A 19,867-nucleotide genomic window follows, 5' to 3' on the forward strand; every position below is an offset into this window, starting at 1 on the left:
TTTCGGTTTGCAGGTGATACCTGCTCGTTTTACGACTTCACATCCAGCTCAACTTGCAAGTTGCAGGTGCGTTGGCAGCCCTCATGACTCGGCACATCCCTGTACCGCCATTTTGTGTGTTGAAAGCTATTGGGTATAACGCATTGATTGCCTGCTTAATTAGCCTTAGTAATCACGGGCTTTGGCGATATTTTTTTCCAGCTCACGAACCACTGCATCGGTTCGTTCACTTTCAGAAACCTGAGCAACCCCTACCCGCCACCAACTCAGGTATTTATGTACCATGGTCTTTGGCAGCACTTTTATGTCAATCAAGGTAGAAATTGCCTGCGAATGGGCATCGGTTAATGCATCGATCAGCTGTTGCTCGGTAGAAACACGATATGTTTTACAGCCATAGGCGGCAGCCAGCATGGCAAAATCAACCGGAACAAGACCGCCATCTAATTGGCCTGTGTCCTCATTACGAAAGCGGAATTCTGTGGCATAGCTGTCCATGCCATGTTCCATTTGCAGGTTGTTGATGCAGCCATTCGTCATGTTATCGAACAGCACAACGTTAATTTTTTTACGCTCTTGAATAGAGGTAACCAGTTCGGAATGCAGCATCATAAATGCGCCGTCCCCAACCAATGAGTAGACCTCCCTGTCTGGTTCAGCTAACTTCACACCCAGTGCGGCACCCACCTCATAACCCATGCACGAATAACCGTATTCGACGTGATAGTCGTTACTCCCTTTGGTACGCCACACCCGCTGTAAATCGCCGGGCAAACTACCCGCAGCCGCAACAATGATGGCATCAGGAGGTAATGTGTTATTCAGTACTCCCAGCACTTGGCTTTGCGTCAAGAAAGAGCCGGTTTTATTGATAAATTCAGCAAAAACCTGTTCACGGTCCAAATGGTCATTAATTTCAGGAACGAAATCGTCGGCGCGGTATTGCACTTGATAAACCCGCCGCGTTTCAGCTAATTGTTCCGCGCGCATGCGAGCAATTTCATCCCCCCATCCGGCTTGATAACCGGTAGTGCCAAGCTGTTGATGCAATGCTGATAATGCCTCACGCGCATCAGCCAACAATTGCAAACCATCCAATTTGCCGGCATCAAAGGCACTGACATTAATATTCAGGAATGAAACGTCTGGATTCTGGAATAACCATTTAGAGGACGTGGTGAAATCGCTATAGCGAGTGCCAACGCCGATCACCAGATCCGCCTGTTTTGCTAATGTGTTAGCAGCCAGGCAGCCGGTTTCACCAATACCACCAAGATTTAATTCATGTTCTGAGCTGATAGTGCCTTTACCGGCTTGCGTTTCTACCCACGGCAAACCAAAACATTCAGCAAATCGTTGCAATGCCTGGCCGGCTTGTGAGTATTTCACCCCTCCCCCACATACCAAAATGGGCTTACGTTTGGCGGTCAGTAACGCAATGGCATCAGCCAGCATAGCGGCACTGGCAGGGCGTCTGTCAAGGCGATGAACTCGCTTGTGGAAGAAATAGTCAGGATAGTCATAGGCTTCAGCCTGCACATCTTGTGGCAAGCTCAGTGTCACAGCCCCCGTTTCTGCCGGATCAGTCAGAACCCGCATCGCATTAATACAGGCGCTCATCAGTTGCTCTGGCCGCGTAATGCGATCCCAGTATTTACTAACCGGTTTGAATGCATCATTAGTGCTGATGCTAAGGTCATGAGATTGTTCTATTTGTTGTAACACTGGGTCCGGTTGGCGGGATGCAAATACGTCGCCTGGGAGCAATAGTAGGGGAATACGATTGGCCGTTGCCGTTGCAGCGGCGGTAATCATATTAGCGCTGCCCGGCCCGACGGATGAGGTGCAGGCATAAATTTGCTGGCGCAGTTTTTGTTTGGCAAAACCGGTAGCGGCATGGGCCATCCCTTGCTCATTCCGCCCCTGATGAACCACTAAATCGCCACAGTTTTGTTCCAACGCCTGCCCCATTCCCAGCACATTACCGTGGCCAAAAATAGCAAAAATCCCTTTGATAAATTTGATTTCCTGACCATCAACTTGCAGGTATTGGTTGTCCAAAAACCGGACTAATGCCTGTGCAGTGGTTAGCCGAATCTTATTCATTTACCCATCCTTTGCTCTGTTGCGCTACATCATGGTGACCAAGTGACGTTCAGCCCCTGAAGATACATATGCCGGAGAGAAGCAGCAGACTTGTTAGCTTTCGCCTGGCTGACGACAGTAAGGTGAAACATAGCAGGGATTATAAACAAATATTTTTTTCATAAAATAAAATTACAGAAGAAACATTTCATTCTGCGATGAAGATCAAATATTCTCAGAAACACTGAAATAACGCGCCCCCCTCTTACCATGCAATCGACCGTTCATTTCCAATCGTCAATAAAAACGCATAATTAATTGATATTAATATACTATTTTGATTTTAACTCTTCTTTATTGCACCTCGAAAACACTGCCAATAACCGGCCTAAGCTTTTGGTGTAAGTCCCATTTTCAGACCTGATATGAGGCTTTTATCTTCGTCACACAACCGGGGAATAAATTTCATTTAATCTTGAACTTGAAATTTTTATTCCTCATACTGGTTTTAGAAATGTCATTACAGGTTTATTTCATCGGTCACTGTCGGGGCTTGGTTTAATACAGAAGGAAATGGGGATGGGTACACAACACAAAGTACTGGATGTCATATGTATCGGTCGTATTGCCGTCGATTTTTATGGGCAGCAGATTGGTGCCCGGCTGGAAGATACCAGTACATTTGCCAAATATTTAGGCGGGTCATCAGGTAATGTTGCTTATGGCACGGCAATTCAGGGCTTGAAGTCAGGCATGCTGGCACGTGTTGGCGATGAACATATGGGCCGTTTCCTACGCGAGGAATTACAGCGTGTTGGGTCTGATACCCGTTTTCTTATTACTGATAAACAACGGCTGACAGGTCTGGTTATTCTGGGTATTAAAGATCAAGAGACTTTTCCACTGATCTTTTACCGTGAAAACTGCGCTGATATGGCCCTGACGCCAGATGATATTGACGAGACATATATTGCTTCATCACGCGCGCTGGCAATCACGGGTACACATCTTTCGCATCCGAATACCCGAGCAGCAGTGCTAAAAGCATTGGAATATGCCCATAAGTATGGGTTGCGCACAGCGCTCGATATTGATTATCGTCCGGTATTATGGGGCCTGACCTCACTTGGAGACGGTGAAACGCGTTTCATAGAGTCGCAAAAAGTAACGCAGGAATTGCAGGAAGTACTGCATCATTTCAATTTAATCGTTGGTACAGAAGAAGAATTTCACATTGCGGGGGGGAGCACAGATACGCTGACAGCCCTGCAAAATGTGCGTAAAACCACGCCAGCGACACTGGTTTGCAAGCGCGGAGCACAAGGTTGCTCTGTTTTTGAAGGGGATATTCCCACCCGTTGGGAGTCAATCAAACTGCATTCTGGTGTGCGCGTCGAGGTTCTCAACGTATTAGGGGCTGGCGATGCCTTCATGTCTGGCCTGCTGCGCGGTTATCTGAATGATGAAGGCTGGGAGCAAGCCTGCCGCTACGCCAATGCCTGTGGGGCGCTAGTTGTTTCACGTCATGGTTGTGCTCCAGCGATGCCGACAAAAATTGAACTGGATGATTATCTTAGCCGCGAATATTCCGTGTCACGCCCTGACAAGGATAGCCGCCTTAATCATTTACATCGGGTGACTACCCGTAAGCAACAGTGGCCTGAACTTTGTGTTTTTGCCTTTGACCACCGCAAACAATTGGCTGATATGGCCCGTGAAGCCGGTGTTGGTGAAGAGCGCATCCCAAAACTTAAGACATTGTTGCTACAAGCAGCGCAACAAGCCGCTTTGGAGTCTGGATTGGAGCATAAAAGTGGCATTCTGGCTGATACGACATATGGTCAGGAGGCGCTCAATATCATTACCGGCCAGGGATGGTGGATAGGCCGCCCCATAGAATTACCCAGTTCCAGGCCATTACGGCTTGAACACGGTAATATTGGTTCCCAGCTAATAGATTGGCCACTGGAACATGTTGTTAAGTGTCTGGTTTTTTATCATCCCCAAGACCGTGCAGAACTGCGCCAACAGCAGGATGAGCTGATTGTGGATGTATATCGTGGATGCTGTAAATCAGGACATGAATTGCTACTGGAAGTGATTTTACCTGAAGATAATAAGGATAAGGATGAGCGCTATTATATTGAAACTATGGCTCATTTCTATCAACTAGGCATTCAGCCAGATTGGTGGAAGCTGCCGCCGCTAACGGCAGAAAACTGGCAACTGGTTGGCAAACTGATTGAAACTGAAGATCCCTATTGCCGAGGTGTATTAATTCTTGGGCTAGACTCGACAGAGGCCGTATTAAAAGCAGGGTTTGCCGCTGCTGCACACGCCCCGTGGGTTAAAGGTTTTGCTGTCGGCCGGACCATTTTTGGCCTGGCATCGCGCCACTGGTTACAAGGTGAATTGAATGATGCCGAGTTAATGACACAAGTGAAACAAAATTACCAAACCCTGATCGGTTATTGGCGTGACTATCGCCCTGCGATTTGAATTAAAAACGACTCTATCGGCGCTGAAGTGATACTGCCTCAGCGCCACTATTATGCCGCTATCTACGCTGTTTATTCCCCATAAAGCCAAAAAAATCCTGATTTCCATCAAAGTTAATAAAGGAATATCTTTAGATTTCATTCATTTCTATTAATATAGTTTGGTGAATTTATTTAAGTTGCGATGAAATAAAAGCAAATACTGACATCAATAAATGAAATTTTCCAACCACCTGTTAGAATACTGTCAGATAGACTCAAAGAACTTGGGGTTGCAGCCAGCCAAAGCGAACACATCTCGACGAGCTGACACATGTCAGTCATTCGGGTGAATAACCTTAGCTAACAACCTTGCAGCTTTAAGTACGAAGGGAATAACCCCTGAAATTTCCTCTGCCGTGGGCCGAATGGATGAATAACCCTACTCAACTTTCATTGTTACAAGACCAAATTCGTCATCGCTATGAGACGTTAAGCAAACGCTTAAAACAAGTTGCCCGTTATATATTGGATAACAGTAATAGCATTGCATTTGATACGGTTGCTTCTATTGCGGCTCAAGCCGACGTACCACCTTCAACATTGATCCGATTTGCTAATGCCTTTAATTTCAGTGGCTTCAACGAAATGAAACAGGTATTCCGCCAGCATTTGATGGAAGAAACCGTTAACTATACTGAGCGAGCACGGTTATTCCGCCAAATATCGACAGATGGCAGCACGGCACCAGAAAGTCCGGCAGAAATACTGAATGTATTTACCATGGTAAATGCACAAGCGCTGCAACAACTGGCCGTACAAACCAGCGCAGAACAGTTGGAGAGAGCAGTTAACTTGTTGAAAAATGCTGAAAATATCTATGTGATTGGTCTACGTCGCTCTTTTAGTGTTGCTTCTTATCTCACCTATGCGTTACGCCATCTGGAACGTCGTGCTTTTCTGATCGATGGGCTAGGGGGAATGTTCTCTGAACAACTGAGCATGGTGAAACCCAAAGACGTAGTGATCGCCATTAGTTATTCACCTTATGCGCAAGAGGCGTTAGAACTGGTGGAATTAGGGGCGAAGAGTGGTGCACAGCAGATTGCGATTACAGATAGCCAGGTCAGCCCATTAGCGGCTTTTAGCGATGTGTGTTTTGTCGTGCGAGAAGCTCAAGTTGACGGTTTCCGTTCGCAAGTAGCCTCTATGTGTCTGGCACAAACATTGGCAGTTTCACTGGCACTGAATAACGCGAAAGAGTAAACACTCCAATAGGAGACTCTGTTCGTTTTTCGTCATTTCTGCTCACACCTAGAATGGGTAGGATTCCTCCTACCCCATTATTATATGCTTTAGCCAGAGTAAGTTAGCTGTTATTAACCGGATAGTTATCGCTGTTGATCCATGCGTGGTCTTTCTCCCAGGTAAATTTCCATAACCGTACCGGCCCTGCCATCACATTCAAATAATAGTTGTCGTAGCCTGCTAACGTTGCCACCGGGTGATAACCTTTGGGGACTTTCACCACATCACGGTTATAAACAGGCATACACTCATCCAGTGAACGGTCGTCAGTATAAACACGCTGCATACAGAAACCCTGTTCAGGGTTCAACCGGTGATAATAGGTTTCTTCAAGATAAGTTTCGTCGGTAGAATTTTCCTGATCGTGTTTATGACTTGGATATGAGCTGGTGTTCCCTTCGTCTGTGTAGACCTCTACCACCAACAAACTGTCCGCAGGCTCACTGTCAGGCAGAATATTATGCACTAACCGCTGGTTGCGCCCCTTACCGCGCCGTTCGACCCCGACATCAGCCGGCGTAATCAGGCGGGAAGGCAAATGCCCCTGTGCAGGGGCACGGCATACCGCCAATTCCAAGTCAGTTTCTGCCACCACTTTCACATGATCATGATGTGGGACATAAACAGAATAAGGCGGTGTTCGTTCGAACGGACTCATACGTTTACCAATATGTGGGTATTCAGCGTGCAGAGTTGAAACTGAAGCAACACCAGCAACCAATACCAGACAGAGTTCATTGTCACCACTGTCCAGAACTAATGCTTTACCCGCAGTAAGACGATAGACATCAAATCCAACAAAACGCCAACCCGCATTTTGCGGTGAAATGTGTTGAATACGTCCATCCGCATCCGGTAACTGACATTTGGCAAGCAGTGAAGACATAATAGCTCTCCTGTTAACACTGAAATTAACCCAAGGCACACCCACTGATAGCATTAGCCAAGTGTTGGCATACTGTACTCTGAAACCGTTTGCTGGCCGGTAGGCCAACGGGCAGTGGTTGTTTTCATCCGGGTGTAAAAACGCACGCCATCGGTACCGTGAACATTTAACGCACCGAATACCGAGCGCTTCCAGCCACCAAAGCTATGGAATGCCATTGGGACAGGTACTGGAACATTGACGCCAACCATTCCGGCCTGAACTTCATGCACAAATAGCCGCGCATAATGGCCGCTACTGGTAAAAATAGCGCTGCCGTTGCCAAACTCATGGCTATTAACTGTATCAATGGCTGTTTGGTAATCAGGGACTCTGACAATACCCAGTACCGGCCCAAAAATCTCTTCCCGATAGATTTTCATCTGTGGCGTGACATGGTCAAACAGAGTGCCGCCTACATAATATCCCTGCTCATAACCTGCAACTTTATAATTGCGGCCATCGGTGACTAACGTTGCGCCCTCTTTCACACCTTGATCGATATAACCGAGCACTTTTTTCTGATGGGTGGCTGAGATTAGCGGCCCCATCTCATTTTCTTCACCACTTTGCTGCAAGCCAGGGCCGACTCGCAAGTGAGTGATGAGTGGTTTTAACTTCTCAATTAATTTGTCCGCGGTGTCATCACCCACGACAACCGCAATCGGCAAAGCCATACAACGTTCACCCGCCGAACCAAATGCACCACCCATCAATGCATTTACTGTGGCATCCAAATCAGCATCAGGCATGATAATTGCCTGATTTTTAGCAGCACCAAATGCTTGTACGCGCTTACCGTGTGCACTGGCAGTAGTATAAATATGTTCAGCTACGGTAGAAGATCCAACAAAACTGACGGCCTGAATTCGTGGGTCAGTGCAGAGTTGGGCTGCACTCTCATTTGAACAGTGAATAACATTGAATACACCATCCGGTAACCCAGCTTCAGTCAACAATTCCGCCAGACGAACAGAGGCTGACGGGTCTAATGCCGGTGGCTTCAGGATAAAGGTATTGCCGCAAGTTAAGGCAACGGGGAACATCCACATCGGGACCATAGCAGGAAAGTTAAACGGTGTTATACCTGCGACCACACCTAACGGCTGCATCATGGAAAAACAATCCACCCCCGTACCAACATCTGCGGAATATTCACCTTTCAAGAGATGTGGAATGCCACAGGCAAACTCGACGACTTCCAGCCCACGGGTGATCTCACCCAACGCATCGGAATAAACCTTGCCGTGCTCACGGACAATCAACTCAGCCAACTCATCACGATGTTGCTCAATCAGTGCTTTAAAGTTAAACATAATACGGGCGCGACGCAGTGGGGTAGTCCGTGACCAATCGGCAAATGCTTGATGAGCCACGCCGATAGCCTGATTAACTTCCTCGGCAGTACTTTGCGTAACCTGGCTTTCGACTTTACCGGTGGCTGGATTATGAATCTCGGCAGTCTGATTGCTGGAACTCAGGGAATTCTTCCCGCCAATAAAGTTACTCACGATTTTCATGTCTAACCCTCTTCTCAATAGCTGCTACCGCAAGGTTCGCTCAAAGTGGCTTTAACCTGACACTCATTCCTAACGGACCATACGCTCAATCAGTAAAGGCTATCTTGTGGTGGGACCAAAATAGCCAGCAAGGCGACCTGCCACCAGAGAGGCGAAAAACCAGCCGACATGCAGACTCTATTCCATTGAAAAAAAAGTTTCAAATGACTTCTTTTAGAAATTTTGTTTTGTGCGATGTATCGCAAGTTCCTGCAAGGCTTTAACACCACCATCAAAAAAGCCAGATAGCCCACGCAACGTGCCAAAAAGGCTAAAAAATCTCGTTCTTTTGCGATAAATAAATTGTTAAGGTTAAAAAAACAACGGCAATAGCTCGATTTCATTGGTTCTTAATGAAAGCTGAATCGCTTTTTTAGCTTAATTTTTGAACTACATCTAAAAATTAATTTTTCGTTATTTAATTAAAATGAAATAAATGTTCTTATTTTGAGCTATGTATAGCATTTATCACAGCAGGAGCAGAGCACCATGTCCATCGCGCAAGATCGTTTCTGTATTAATCGCAAAATCGCCCCGAATCTCAGTATTGAGAATTTTTTCCGTCTGGTTAAGAAATGTGGCTTAAATAAGGTTGAGCTACGCGATGATATGCCCGGTGGAAAAGTGACTGACGAGCTAAGCACGGCCCAACTCAATGCACTGGCTGATGAACATCAAATTGAGATTGTTACTATCAATGCATTGCAATATTTCAATCTGCCAGAGCAGCGAGGCGAGCTACTACAAGAATCGGAAAACATGCTCAAGTTGGCACGGGATATCAACTGTCACGGAGTCATTCTGTGCCCGAATTGTAGTGCCAGTGACAAACGTTCAGCCGAGCAAAAAGAGTATGACACCCTGGATGCACTGCGGCTACTTGCCCCCCTGTTTAAGAAATATCAAGTCACTGGATTAGTTGAGCCTTTAGGCTTTGGAATCAGTTCATTGCGTTCTCATCTGGTAACACAATCACTGATCCGCACATCGGCTGCCCCCTACCAAATGGTGTTGGATACTTTCCATTACTACCTGAGTGATATCGTTCAGGCCGAGTTTGATGCACATATTGACGTTAATATAATTGGCTTAGTACACCTTTCCGGCGTCGAAGAGAACAGGTTGAAATCCACACTGACTGATGAAGACCGCATTATGCTCAGCGAGCAAGATAAGTTGAACAGTAAGCAACAAGTCGCAAATCTTGAACGTATGGGTTATCAGGGAATTTATGCTTTTGAACCGTTTTCGTCACAACTAAATATTTGGTCTGAAGCTGATATAGAAAGAGAAATTCGCCAGAGCATGGCTTATTTACAAAGCTAATCAGCCCTACTGATATTGGGGCTGATAACTGACTATTGGGCTTAACACTTTAAAACGGAACTCAAGACATCGGCTCGGGGTGCCTGTTTTCTTAGACATCCCGACATGCTAACTATATTGGCAAAATTACTATCCTCTCTGCTCATTATGAGCAGAATCACGGCTACCTGGCGCTACGATTGCTCCAGCGTACGACCAGGCTAGCTGCACCCGCGAGGGTAATCAGACTAACTACAGCAGTCCATCCCATTTTTTCCAGCATCAGGCTGCCTAAAGCTGAACCAACCGCCATCCCAACAAACACACCGGTAAATAACAAGGCATTGAGCCGGCTACGAGCTGCAGGTTCCAGGCTGTAAATAATGGTTTGGTGTGCTATCAGTGTCGCCTGAACGCCGAAATCAAAACCAATCGCGCTGATGACCATAAGCCCAATCTGGTATTGAAGTGGCAATAGCGGCAGAAGAAATAACGCTGCAAATGAGAGGGTTGCCACACTTGCACCAATCAAAGTAACCCTATGTGGTCCACGGCGATCCGCCAATGCTCCAGCAAGAGGGGCCGCCAAAGCACCTGCGGCACCGGCAAGGCCAAACGCACCGGCAACAGCACTACCAAGATGATAAGTATCTTGTAACATCACTGCTAGTGTTGACCAAAAAGCACTGAATCCGACCGATAACAACCCTTGTGATAGCGCCGCACGGCGCAAGGTTTTAAACTGAAGCCACAAGTGAATCATCGACATAAGTAGTGCTGGATAACTCAGTGTTGAAGCGGCGGGAACCCGAGGTAAACCGCGCCATATCACCAGCGTTATAAAAATAACTGACAGCGCCGCACCGATATACAGCACCCGCCAACTAAAATATTCGGCGACAAAACCACTCAGCACCCGCGACAGTAGAATCCCCAGCAATAAGCCCGTCATTACAGTTCCGACGGTCTTGCCCCGTTGTGCTGCTGAAGCCAACGTCGCTGATGCAGGAACAATGTCCTGTGCCATGGTTGCGGCAATCCCGACCACAAAGCTGGTGACTAACAACCCATTGATACCAGAGATAAAACCACTGCACAGCAACGCTGCGGTAAGCAAAAGACCTTTCAATAAAATAACAATCCGACGATCGTGGCGATCACCTAGCGGGGCGAGCAACAAGATACCTAAAGCATAACCAATCTGTGTCAGTGTCGGCACCATACCAACCGTACCTACACTGGCATGCAGGTCGGTACCCATAACCCCCAATAATGGCTGACTATAATAAATTGAGGCAACGCTAAGCCCAGCGCCGGTTGCCAACATAAGAACTGTCCGGCCGGAAAGGGTTTTCTCAGGACTATCTAAAGTACTTGGTATGGTTTGAATGGCTGACATGGCGGCTACCTATAATGATATTGAGTCAGTATTCTTGCCTGAGTAGACATGTGTTGGTAGTCGCCTAAAGAGTAAAACTGTTATACGCTTAACGTATGATAGAACTCGGTTTGACTGGCATTGATCGTATAGAGTTAATGCAGACATTTATCCGCATCGTTGAGGCTGGTAGTTTATCGGCAGCAGCAGTACGCCTGGGTACAAGCCAGCCGACGATTAGCCGGCGGTTACAGACACTGGAACACCTGCTTGGTCTGAAATTATTGCAGCGCACTACGCATGTTATGAAGCTCACCGACGATGGCGAACGCTGCTATTCCCATGCTAAAGCACTGGTTGAAAACTGGCATAGGATGGAGGATGACCTGCGCGGGGCCACGGACGAGCCCAGAGGAGTACTGCGAGTTTTAGTGCCGCACGCGTTCGGGCAAGATCAATTAATCAAACCGCTTAAAGACTATTTAGGCCGTTATCCGAAAATGTCTGTGGAATGGATGCTAAATGATCGCCGCCCGGATTTCATCGTGGAAGGTATTGATTGCGCCATTCAAGTTGGAGCCGTCACCGATCCTTCGGTGATTGCGATTCTGCTGGCCGAGGTGCCGCGTATTGTCGTCGCCGCGCCTGAATTGCTCAATGATAAGCCGCTACCGCTACATCCTGACCAATTGCAGGATTTACGCTGGCTGGCATTAAGCTCCTTTTACCGTAATGAAGTCGTCCTAAATCATCAGACGAGTGGTGACATACATCGATTTTCTATCCAGCCACAATTGAGTACCGACAGTCTGTATGCCTTACGTAATGCCGCACTCGCGGGGGTCGGGGTAGGAATCGCCTCAACGTGGGTGGTAAGCGAAGATCTTGCACAAGGGCGGTTAGTACATCTAACTCCCGATTGGCACGGATTACCTTTGCCCATCTATCTGGTTTATCCCCATGCCAGTTTTTACCCAGCAAGATTACGGGCATTTTTAGATATTATGCGCCACGCCATGCCGAGTCTGGCTGGCACGCAACCCCCAGCGCAAAAATAGAAAAACCAGCCCGAGGACTGGTTCTTGATAATGACAGATGCCTTTTAAGGATTGTGCAGATAAAGCAATTAATTCTATCGCAGCCATCCTTCATTGGTGAAAAACTTAGCGCCTTCCGTTGTAGTCAAATAAGCCATGAATTGCGCCGCACCTATATCTGCTTTCGGTGAAATTGCCATATTGAAGTCGCGGTAAATTCGTCTTTCCGGCTCAATAGTCACCATATCGACTTTATCCGCGTTAGCAATCGGCCAGTCACTCCAGGTGATCCAGGCATCTGCTTTTAACCGTTGGAAGGCCTTAAATGCAGCACCACTCCCCTGCTCATAGGCCACGATATGTGACCGTATTTGTTTGATATCTTCCAGCCGGCCCAAACGCCCGGCAATATCTTCCCACAAACCGGTACCTGAGGTGTTGTAGGTTCCTTTACCTTCGGTCACCACAATTTTGACCGGTTGTTTGATCAGATCCTCAAAACTCTTAATATTTTTAGGATTACCTTTTGCTACTGCAATCACTGCCGGATGAATAAACATCGGCACAACATCCTTGCTGGCCACAAAAGGATAATTCTCCAGATACGCCGTCATCGATTGCTCTGAAGCACTGAAAATAATATCAGCACGTTGCTGGGCATCTTTTGACCATTTCTCCTCTGGCCCGTAGATTATTTCCACACGTTGTCCGGTCTGTTGCTGAAAACTCTCTGCGGCTTTTATCAACGCGGTGTGAGGTCCGCCCGGCCCATAGACGCGAACCACGCCATCGTTGGGTTGATGGATGATATTAGTATCGAGAAATTGGCCGCTGGCGTAGGACAGCGCCGATGCCATGATACTCAGTGTGCCAATGATTAACTTTCTAATTTTCATCAACTATTCTCATCGTTATACCGTTGAAGCAGACAGTTCAATACAGGTACCTTTGAACAGAACCTTGCTTGCAGGATTATTATTTGCCGTAATGAAAAGCTCACTGCTGTTTTTGACAGTATTCCATTCCGTTGGCGTGAGTAATTTAGGGACAGTTAAATCAGTAAATCGCCCTAATAACACCGTCTGACCGGTATCTTTATTTCGTGCCCATAACATGGCTGTTTCCATTCCTGCATCGGTTGACTGATGACGGGCATTCCATTTCAAGCGAATACTTGATTCCCCTGGTTTGTCACCTTTGTAAGCCATCAGGACAAAGTGGTCGGCCTTTTCTGCGGACGACATAACTGCGATATAGCTGGGCATGGCGACTTGCGGCTTGGCCATAAACAACATAGTGCTGGAAAACAGCAATAACAGTGCCACGCAAGCAAGCGACAATGTTGGCCACTTTCTTGGCCCCAACCATGCCCACAACCCCGGTTTTACTGGTTGTCCCAATGTGGTCTGAATATTTTTCCATACCCATGAAGGGGGCTTATCTGATGTCATTGGTTCCAGTCCACTTAAACGTGAATGCCACTGCATAACCAGCTCATACCAGCTTTCATCTTCCGCCATCAGAGATTCAAGACGTTTTCTGGTTTTGGGGGATAATGTGCCAAGTAAATACTGACTCACCAGATGTTCCCGGATGACTAAATTGCGATATCGACCCGGAGTTAAGTGTCCATGCATTGTTTTAACTCCTTTAGACCGCGCCGTATCCACGATTTGACCGTGCCCAACGGACGCGCCAATCGTTCAACAATTTCCTCATGGGAGTAACCATGGATATAAGCCAACCTTATCGCTTGCCTTTTTTCTTGTGTCAGCGAAAAAATACAGCGATTTAAAATGGCAAGGTGAGCTGCGGTATCGGTTTCATCTTCTTTCCCCACTTCCGATAACATGTCTGCCTCTTCAAAAATAGGATGATGACGGCCATGCTGTCGGACATGGTCAATAGCCAGATTACGCATTAATTGACACATCCAGGCCCAGGGATAAGTCGTTGGGCTGCGGTCAGCAGCAAACCAGACTTTGAGATACCCCTCTTGTAATAGCTCGGCGGCAATATCTCGATCAGCCACAATTTTCATGATCAAGCCGTATAACTTGCGATTAGTTTGGCTATATAAGGTTTCAAAAGCCTGCCTGTCTCTCAGCTTGACCCGAGAGAAAAGTTTCTGTAGTTCTTCATTTGCTGTGACCACAATAACCTCAAACGCGTTATTTAAAGATGAACCAGATGCCAGACATCTTTTATCTGATCACCCGTGATATCACCGGGTTGTTTATCTTTAATCCAAGAATATAAAGGCTGGTCCTGATAGGCCCACTGATAGGTACCATCTTTACGTGCAACAACGCTGAACGGCGCACTGGCTTTGTCATCTTTTTGGGCTGCTAATGGCGGCCAATTTGCGGCGCAATCTTCATAGCATACCGATATCCCTTTGCTGTCTTTAGAGAAGGTATAGAGCGACATATTGTCTTTATTGGCTAAAATCTTGCCGGAATCGGTGGTGTAAACCTTGACCGGCGCCCTATCTGCACGGGCAAGTGACCATATATTCTTAAAGCCCGCTCCGGTAATATCCCCAGGCTGTAGATCTTTATGCCAGAGATAAAGTGGGCGATGGTTCAGTGCCCATTGCAGACTACCATCCGCACGTTTAATTTTATCCAGCCCAGGGAGTTGAGTGGCATTATCTTTTACCAACAACGGTGGCCAAGCCTTGGCACAATCCTTGTAGCAATTGGACAAGTCTTGCTTGTCATTATCGAAGGTATACAGGGTCATACCTTTACTGTCGGTATAAACTTGTCCTAATGTAGTCTCTTTTACTGCGACATCAGAAGCCAGAGCCGAGAATGCCAGTAAGCCGATCATTGCAGGTAGCAAGCGGAGTTTCATCGTTGATATCCTTGTTGTGTGTTTGATTACTCTGATAGAGACGTTCAGGTGATCATTTTGGATGCACTCAAAGGAAAATATTTTTGAATTTATGTTTTTGCTGCATTAAAGAAAAACTTTCGCGATTACTCAAGTAACCTATAAATAATTATTTAAACAACAAAGTAAAATCCCCGCCTTTATTACTCATCATTAAGGTGGGAATTTTATCAGTCATGCATGTATTTTATCTGTAGCAATTCTCTATATACCAGCCACGTTATAGTCTATTTACTCTTCATGCTGAATTCGGCACAAATACTGAGGGAAATTTGTGCTAGAGGGAGGAAATAACAGAAACCTATATTCTTCGCTGCCAAAATGTAGCGTTGGTATACTGGTTTCTGAATAGAATCAGTGGTTGCTAAATTAGTGGTCTGCCAAGGCTGAGTTCAGATTTCATCTCAGATAATAACCACAGAGAAAAATCCCGCATCGCGGCAGTTTCTGTGCGCGATTGTAGCCGAGTTAACCAATACCCACCCAGGCTAATCGTGGTGCTAAAGGGCTGAATGATACGTTCTCTGAGTAACAGATGCGTAAACATAGACGGTGGAGCCAGCGCAATGCCTATCTCTGCCTGCGCCGCTTCCAGCATGCTCACCGACGAATCGAACACCATTATTTGCTGAGAAGGTGAAGGGACACATCCTCCAGCCGCACTAAACCATGCCGACCACTCATCGCGACGATAGGAACGAAGCAGCGTAAATTTTTGCAGGTCATCAGGCTGGTGTAAACATCCCGCTAACGAGGGAGCACACAAAGGTGCAAGTGGCGCATCGCATAAAAATTGCGACTCAGTATCATGCCAGGCACCATTGCCATAGCGAATAGCATAATCCAGCCCTTCAGCCACCACATCAACACGGTTGTTATGCGTTGAAAGTGAAACATCCACATGTGGATAACGTTGTTGAAAATCCCTCAGGCGCGGCAGGAGATAGCCGGTTGCAAAGGTCCCAACCACACCTACTCTGACTTTCTCACGCATTACCCCAGCGGAAAAACGGTCTAGCGTGTCAGCGATACGATCAAAGGAATCATTAAGGATCGGTAGGAGATTCTCACCTTCGGTTGTTAACACTAATCCGCGTGAAATACGAATAAACAGACGGCAATTGAGGCGTTGTTCCAGCGCTTTGACCTGCTGGCTTATTGCTGCATGGGTAACGTTTAATTCGATAGCAGCCTTAGTAAAACTTAACTGTCTGGCTGCGGCTTCGAAGGCGCGAAGTGAATTTAGGGGAATATAACTGCGTACCATAGGATTATCTGTTAGATTTTCTATTATCAAACACTAAATATAATCGATTGTTATCCATAGTCAATCATCGCAAAATCAGCGACGCAGAAGGAGACACACTGCTTGTTGTTTATCAATCTAAGGAAGATTTTCTAATGTTGAAAAAGTCTGTAATCAATACCTTGGTCTTTACCGCTATCGCAACTTCGCCATTTTATACCTCGGCACAAACCATACTTACGGAGCAACAGGTTGCGGCTATCGTCAATAACACCCTTAAGCCGTTGATCGAACAGCAGAATATCCCCGGCATGGCCGTCGCTGTATTTTATGACGGAAAGCCACAGTTTTTTAACTATGGCGTAGCGGATATAAAAGCAGATATCCCAGTCACTGAGAATACGCTGTTTGAACTCGGTTCAGTAAGTAAGACCTTTACCGGAATAGCTGGGGAATATGCCATGCAAACCGGCATTATGAACCTTAATGATCCAGTGACGGAATATGCTCCTGAGCTAACGGGTAGTCAGTGGCAAGATGTGAAAATGCTGCATCTGGCAACCTACACTGCGGGGGGGCTACCTCTTCAACTGCCCGATTCGGTTACAGACCAAAAATCATTATGGCAATATTATCAGCAATGGCAGCCACAATGGGCGCCTGGAGTGATGCGCAATTACTCCAATGCCAGTATTGGTTTATTCGGGGCGTTGGCGGTGAAAAGAAGCCAATTAACCTTCGAAAACTACATGAAAAAGTATGTATTCCAGCCCTTAAAACTGACACATACTTTTATCACTGTCCCTGAATCGATGCAGTCAAGCTATGCATGGGGATATAAGGATGGCCAGCCAGTACGCGTTACATTGGGCATGCTGGGTGAGGAAGCTTATGGGGTAAAAACCACCACGAAAGATATGGTGAGATATATGCAGGCCAATATGGACCCAGACAGCCTACCTGCCGAAAACGATAAGTTAAAGAAAGCCATCATCGCGGCTCAGTCTCGCTATTTCCAGGCGGGGGAGATGTTCCAGGGGTTGGGATGGGAAATGTATAACTGGCCTATCAACCCACAGGAGGTTATCGCCGACAGTGGCAATGATATCGCGTTGAAACCGCGTAAAGTTGAGCAATTGCTGCCAGCACACCCGGCAACACGGGCATCCTGGGTGCATAAGACCGGTGCTACCAATGGCTTTGGGGCTTATATTGTCTTCATCCCAGAGGAAAATATTGGCATAGTGATGTTAGCTAACAAGAATTACCCTAATCCTGTTCGCGTGCAAGCTGCCTATAATATTCTTCAGGCATTGCGTTGATAGTCATGCCGCACTAACTCCATGATAGATCAGATAAAATAAGACTGACCATAGATTTCACTATGGTCAGTTTAGTGTTATTGCCTTATTTCTTCTCAATCATCGGGCTGTATTCTATCGGCACCCAAGTGTAGCCAACTTTATTTGCCCGGACATGGCCCAAACCAGGGAACGGAAGATGAGCGCCCGCCACCCACAGTTTGTCTTTAGCGGCGGTGGCAAAGATAGCTTTGCGCGTGGCCACTGCCTGTTTGCTATCCGTATCAAATTCTAAAGAGACATTCGGGCGCGCAAATTGGATGGAATGACTGTGTACAATATCGCCCCACACCAGCAAGTTGTCGCCTTTTGAGGTGAAAAGATATGAAGTATGCCCTGGGGTATGGCCCGGCGTTGGCACCACTTTGACGCCTGGTAATAAGGTGTCACCAGCAGTGTAAATTTTTAATTTATTGTTTGCCGCATAAGGGGCAACCGATTCCATTGATTTTTCAAACATTGGGCGCAGTTCTGGCGTAGCTTTACTGGCGACGTCTTTATTCAGCCAGAAATCGGCATCCCCTTTTGACACATACACAGTAGCATTAGGGAATGCGGCTTTACCCTGATTGTTAATACCACAGGCATGATCGGGATGTAGATGGGTCAGCAATACAGTATCAATTTGCTCAGGCTGATAACCCGCAGCACGAATATTATCGACCACAGCACCCAGTGTCGGCCCGAAACATTGTGCGGTGCCGGCATCAACTAAGACTAGGTTGGTTCCGGTATTGATCAAGAAGGCATTTACCGCAGTCTGTACCCCGTTGGTGCTATCAATAAACATACTGGACAGCAGCGTCTGGATATCTTTCTCATTGATATCCTTCAGCAGATTGGTACCCAGCTTTACATAACCGTCATAGATGGCTGTGACTTCAAAATCACCTAATGCCATACGATAGTAACCGGGAACCTGCGTCTGTTGCTGCGTGGGTGCGGCAGCCATACTGATCGTCGGGAAGCCAAGAGGCAGAGCGCAGGCTCCAACAACCATCAGAGCCAGTAATGCTTTACACCGTGGTAACTGTTTCAGTAAAAGCGCCTTCATAAATCTCTCCAGAAGTGAATAACGATTCTTATCATGATGTTATTAATGATAGATAACGCAGAATAATGAGCACCTTAATCAAGATACTTTCTAAATGTTTTATTGTCTTTTAAAAAATTCGGCCGAGGGAGGATTTAGGCGTTAATCTGTGTCGGGGTAGACCTTTCCGAGTTTTGTTCGGGAATATAGGGGGGGGAACAATAAAAAACACCCCCATTAGGCGTAATGCTAATCAGTTAAGGATCACTTGGAGTGATCCTTATTACACCAACTTCCTAACCATAAACCCTAACTACAAACAATTAATATTGTCTTCAATACTGCAATCAGCGTTCTAGCCACGTCAAATTAGCATGGTGGAAAATAAATCCAATTTATTGATATAAAGCTAAAAAACAAACTTTAATGTCATTAAAATCGAGTCTATTCGAATTCTAGCGTCACTGAACAGACTTTATTGTTTCTGCATAACCGCTGTGTTGGAAAAATAAAGTTTGTACATAAGTCCGACTCGGTATATTAAAGTTTGTACACTAATCGAGTGATTGGGAACTTTTGAGTTATTATTTTCTCGGATTTTCAAAAAAAGCAGGCTTGAATGAACACTGCTGTCACTTTCGCTACCTGTAACAGCCTGCATTTATAAATGGAAAAATCTGCAGTTATCGCGTTTTTCAACCCAAATTATCTGCATCTATCCGGGGAGTGGCCCCAGTCATTATCGTACAGGGAAACAGGTTTATCTGGCCTAGGGGGCTTGTTGCAAATAATGAGTGTCGGTGATTTTACTGATAGATGAGCGGGATAATTAAGCTAAAACCGCCTCAATATGAAAGAGCCGATTCATAAAGGCGGATCTTTCCCGCACTCGACGTTCAGGCTCGTCACGGCGTAGCCAAATATCAAATTGACCTTTATTCAGTCGTCGCAATGTTTCAACTCCCTGAAGCGTTGACCCGGCAAGGTTTGGCCGTTTGAAGCCCCCGCCCGCTTTGACTAATTTTTTGATGGGGGCATATTCAATAAACCAACGGTAAATGGTAGAGCGGTGAACGGAAACCCCACGCTCTGCCAGCATATCGCTGATATTGGCATAACTCATCGGGGTTGAACCGTACCACCGTAAGCACCATAGAATGATCTCGGGAGCAAAATGTTTCCATTTGAAATCGCTAGGGGCCAGGTGGGTTCACTGAAGAAGGAATGAATAACCTCAGTTTTCATGACAACTCCA

At 46.4% G+C, this 19,867-nt stretch carries 16 protein-coding genes; 5 read left to right on the top strand and 11 right to left on the bottom strand.

Annotated elements, in window-relative coordinates; genetic code table 11:
• Positions 1 to 165 precede the first annotated feature (165 nt).
• Entirely contained in the window at positions 166 to 2,106 is a 1,941-nt protein-coding gene (iolD, locus tag A6J66_015880) for a 3D-(3,5/4)-trihydroxycyclohexane-1,2-dione acylhydrolase (decyclizing) (protein PNM25523.1), read from the bottom strand.
• Positions 2,107 to 2,664: 558 nt separating this feature from the next.
• Between iolD and iolC the strand changes: the two genes are divergently transcribed.
• Positions 2,665 to 4,584, top strand: coding sequence for a 5-dehydro-2-deoxygluconokinase (gene iolC, locus A6J66_015885; GenBank protein ID PNM25524.1), 1,920 nt, complete (start codon positions 2,665 to 2,667; stop codon positions 4,582 to 4,584).
• Positions 4,585 to 4,994: 410 nt separating this feature from the next.
• Entirely contained in the window at positions 4,995 to 5,828 is an 834-nt protein-coding gene (locus tag A6J66_015890) for a MurR/RpiR family transcriptional regulator (GenBank protein PNM25525.1), read from the top strand.
• Between the two features lie 103 nt (positions 5,829 to 5,931).
• Here A6J66_015890 and iolB read toward each other — a convergent pair whose 3' ends face one another.
• Both iolB and mmsA read right to left on the bottom strand, forming a co-directional pair.
• The gene (iolB, locus tag A6J66_015895; protein ID PNM25526.1) at positions 5,932 to 6,756 is read right to left on the bottom strand and encodes a 5-deoxy-glucuronate isomerase; all 825 of its coding nucleotides are present in this window, start codon (positions 6,754 to 6,756) and stop codon (positions 5,932 to 5,934) included.
• Between the two features lie 53 nt (positions 6,757 to 6,809).
• Positions 6,810 to 8,315 carry a methylmalonate-semialdehyde dehydrogenase (CoA acylating) gene (gene mmsA / locus A6J66_015900; GenBank protein ID PNM25527.1) on the bottom strand — a complete coding sequence of 502 codons (1,506 nt, stop codon included), beginning with the start codon at positions 8,313 to 8,315 and terminating at the stop codon, positions 6,810 to 6,812.
• Positions 8,316 to 8,843: 528 nt separating this feature from the next.
• Here mmsA and A6J66_015905 point away from each other — a divergent pair.
• Entirely contained in the window at positions 8,844 to 9,680 is an 837-nt protein-coding gene (locus A6J66_015905) for an inosose isomerase (protein ID PNM25528.1), read from the top strand.
• Positions 9,681 to 9,843: 163 nt separating this feature from the next.
• Here the strand turns inward: A6J66_015905 and A6J66_015910 are convergent, their stop codons facing one another.
• Positions 9,844 to 11,058 (bottom strand): MFS transporter, encoded by a 1,215-nt coding sequence (locus A6J66_015910; GenBank protein PNM25529.1) that lies wholly within the window; start codon positions 11,056 to 11,058, stop codon positions 9,844 to 9,846.
• Between the two features lie 95 nt (positions 11,059 to 11,153).
• On the opposite strand from A6J66_015910, the gene A6J66_015915 reads away from it, so the two are divergent.
• Positions 11,154 to 12,095 carry a LysR family transcriptional regulator gene (locus tag A6J66_015915; protein ID PNM25530.1) on the top strand — a complete coding sequence of 314 codons (942 nt, stop codon included), beginning with the start codon at positions 11,154 to 11,156 and terminating at the stop codon, positions 12,093 to 12,095.
• 74 nt (positions 12,096 to 12,169) lie between these two features.
• Here the strand turns inward: A6J66_015915 and A6J66_015920 are convergent, their stop codons facing one another.
• The 5 genes from A6J66_015920 to A6J66_015940 form a co-directional block, all read right to left on the bottom strand.
• Positions 12,170 to 12,970: an accessory colonization factor gene (locus tag A6J66_015920; GenBank protein PNM25531.1), complete on the bottom strand. Its 801-nt coding sequence runs from the start codon at positions 12,968 to 12,970 to the stop codon at positions 12,170 to 12,172.
• A 15-nt stretch (positions 12,971 to 12,985) separates the two neighbouring features.
• Entirely contained in the window at positions 12,986 to 13,711 is a 726-nt protein-coding gene (locus tag A6J66_015925; GenBank protein PNM25532.1) for a hypothetical protein, read from the bottom strand.
• Positions 13,696 to 14,229, bottom strand: coding sequence for an RNA polymerase sigma factor (locus A6J66_015930; protein ID PNM25533.1), 534 nt, complete (start codon positions 14,227 to 14,229; stop codon positions 13,696 to 13,698). Before A6J66_015930 ends, A6J66_015925 begins: the two co-directional genes overlap by 16 nt.
• Positions 14,230 to 14,249: 20 nt before the next feature.
• The gene (locus A6J66_015935; protein PNM25534.1) at positions 14,250 to 14,933 is read right to left on the bottom strand and encodes a hypothetical protein; all 684 of its coding nucleotides are present in this window, start codon (positions 14,931 to 14,933) and stop codon (positions 14,250 to 14,252) included.
• A 403-nt stretch (positions 14,934 to 15,336) separates the two neighbouring features.
• Complete coding sequence (locus tag A6J66_015940) at positions 15,337 to 16,239, bottom strand: LysR family transcriptional regulator (GenBank protein PNM25535.1); 903 nt, start codon at positions 16,237 to 16,239, stop codon at positions 15,337 to 15,339.
• A 134-nt stretch (positions 16,240 to 16,373) separates the two neighbouring features.
• Between A6J66_015940 and A6J66_015945 the strand changes: the two genes are divergently transcribed.
• On the top strand, positions 16,374 to 17,540 hold the full coding sequence (locus A6J66_015945) for a class C beta-lactamase (GenBank protein PNM25536.1): 1,167 nt from the start codon (positions 16,374 to 16,376) through the stop codon (positions 17,538 to 17,540).
• An 85-nt stretch (positions 17,541 to 17,625) separates the two neighbouring features.
• Here A6J66_015945 and A6J66_015950 read toward each other — a convergent pair whose 3' ends face one another.
• Positions 17,626 to 18,633: an MBL fold metallo-hydrolase gene (locus A6J66_015950; protein ID PNM25537.1), complete on the bottom strand. Its 1,008-nt coding sequence runs from the start codon at positions 18,631 to 18,633 to the stop codon at positions 17,626 to 17,628.
• 808 nt (positions 18,634 to 19,441) lie between these two features.
• On the bottom strand, positions 19,442 to 19,816 hold the full coding sequence (locus tag A6J66_015955; GenBank protein PNM25538.1) for a hypothetical protein: 375 nt from the start codon (positions 19,814 to 19,816) through the stop codon (positions 19,442 to 19,444).
• Positions 19,817 to 19,867 lie beyond the last annotated feature (51 nt).

The organism is Yersinia enterocolitica (assembly GCA_002082245.2).
In the GTDB taxonomy this organism is placed as follows: Bacteria; Pseudomonadota; Gammaproteobacteria; order Enterobacterales; family Enterobacteriaceae; genus Yersinia; species Yersinia enterocolitica_E.

What these genes read in the sequence shown, in the direction of transcription:
- A6J66_015925 (PNM25532.1), bottom strand. Translation starts at nt 13,711, where the DNA reads ATGCATGGACACTTAACTCCGGGTCGATATCGCAATTTAGTCATCCGG.
- mmsA (PNM25527.1), bottom strand. Translation starts at nt 8,315, where the DNA reads ATGAAAATCGTGAGTAACTTTATTGGCGGGAAGAATTCCCTGAGTTCC.
- A6J66_015910 (PNM25529.1), bottom strand. Translation starts at nt 11,058, where the DNA reads ATGTCAGCCATTCAAACCATACCAAGTACTTTAGATAGTCCTGAGAAA.
- A6J66_015935 (PNM25534.1), bottom strand. Translation starts at nt 14,933, where the DNA reads ATGAAACTCCGCTTGCTACCTGCAATGATCGGCTTACTGGCATTCTCG.
- iolB (PNM25526.1), bottom strand. Translation starts at nt 6,756, where the DNA reads ATGTCTTCACTGCTTGCCAAATGTCAGTTACCGGATGCGGATGGACGT.
- A6J66_015950 (PNM25537.1), bottom strand. Translation starts at nt 18,633, where the DNA reads ATGAAGGCGCTTTTACTGAAACAGTTACCACGGTGTAAAGCATTACTG.
- iolD (PNM25523.1), bottom strand. Translation starts at nt 2,106, where the DNA reads ATGAATAAGATTCGGCTAACCACTGCACAGGCATTAGTCCGGTTTTTG.
- A6J66_015890 (PNM25525.1), top strand. Translation starts at nt 4,995, where the DNA reads ATGAATAACCCTACTCAACTTTCATTGTTACAAGACCAAATTCGTCAT.
- A6J66_015915 (PNM25530.1), top strand. Translation starts at nt 11,154, where the DNA reads ATGATAGAACTCGGTTTGACTGGCATTGATCGTATAGAGTTAATGCAG.
- A6J66_015940 (PNM25535.1), bottom strand. Translation starts at nt 16,239, where the DNA reads ATGGTACGCAGTTATATTCCCCTAAATTCACTTCGCGCCTTCGAAGCC.
- A6J66_015920 (PNM25531.1), bottom strand. Translation starts at nt 12,970, where the DNA reads ATGAAAATTAGAAAGTTAATCATTGGCACACTGAGTATCATGGCATCG.
- A6J66_015945 (PNM25536.1), top strand. Translation starts at nt 16,374, where the DNA reads ATGTTGAAAAAGTCTGTAATCAATACCTTGGTCTTTACCGCTATCGCA.
- A6J66_015905 (PNM25528.1), top strand. Translation starts at nt 8,844, where the DNA reads ATGTCCATCGCGCAAGATCGTTTCTGTATTAATCGCAAAATCGCCCCG.
- iolC (PNM25524.1), top strand. Translation starts at nt 2,665, where the DNA reads ATGGGTACACAACACAAAGTACTGGATGTCATATGTATCGGTCGTATT.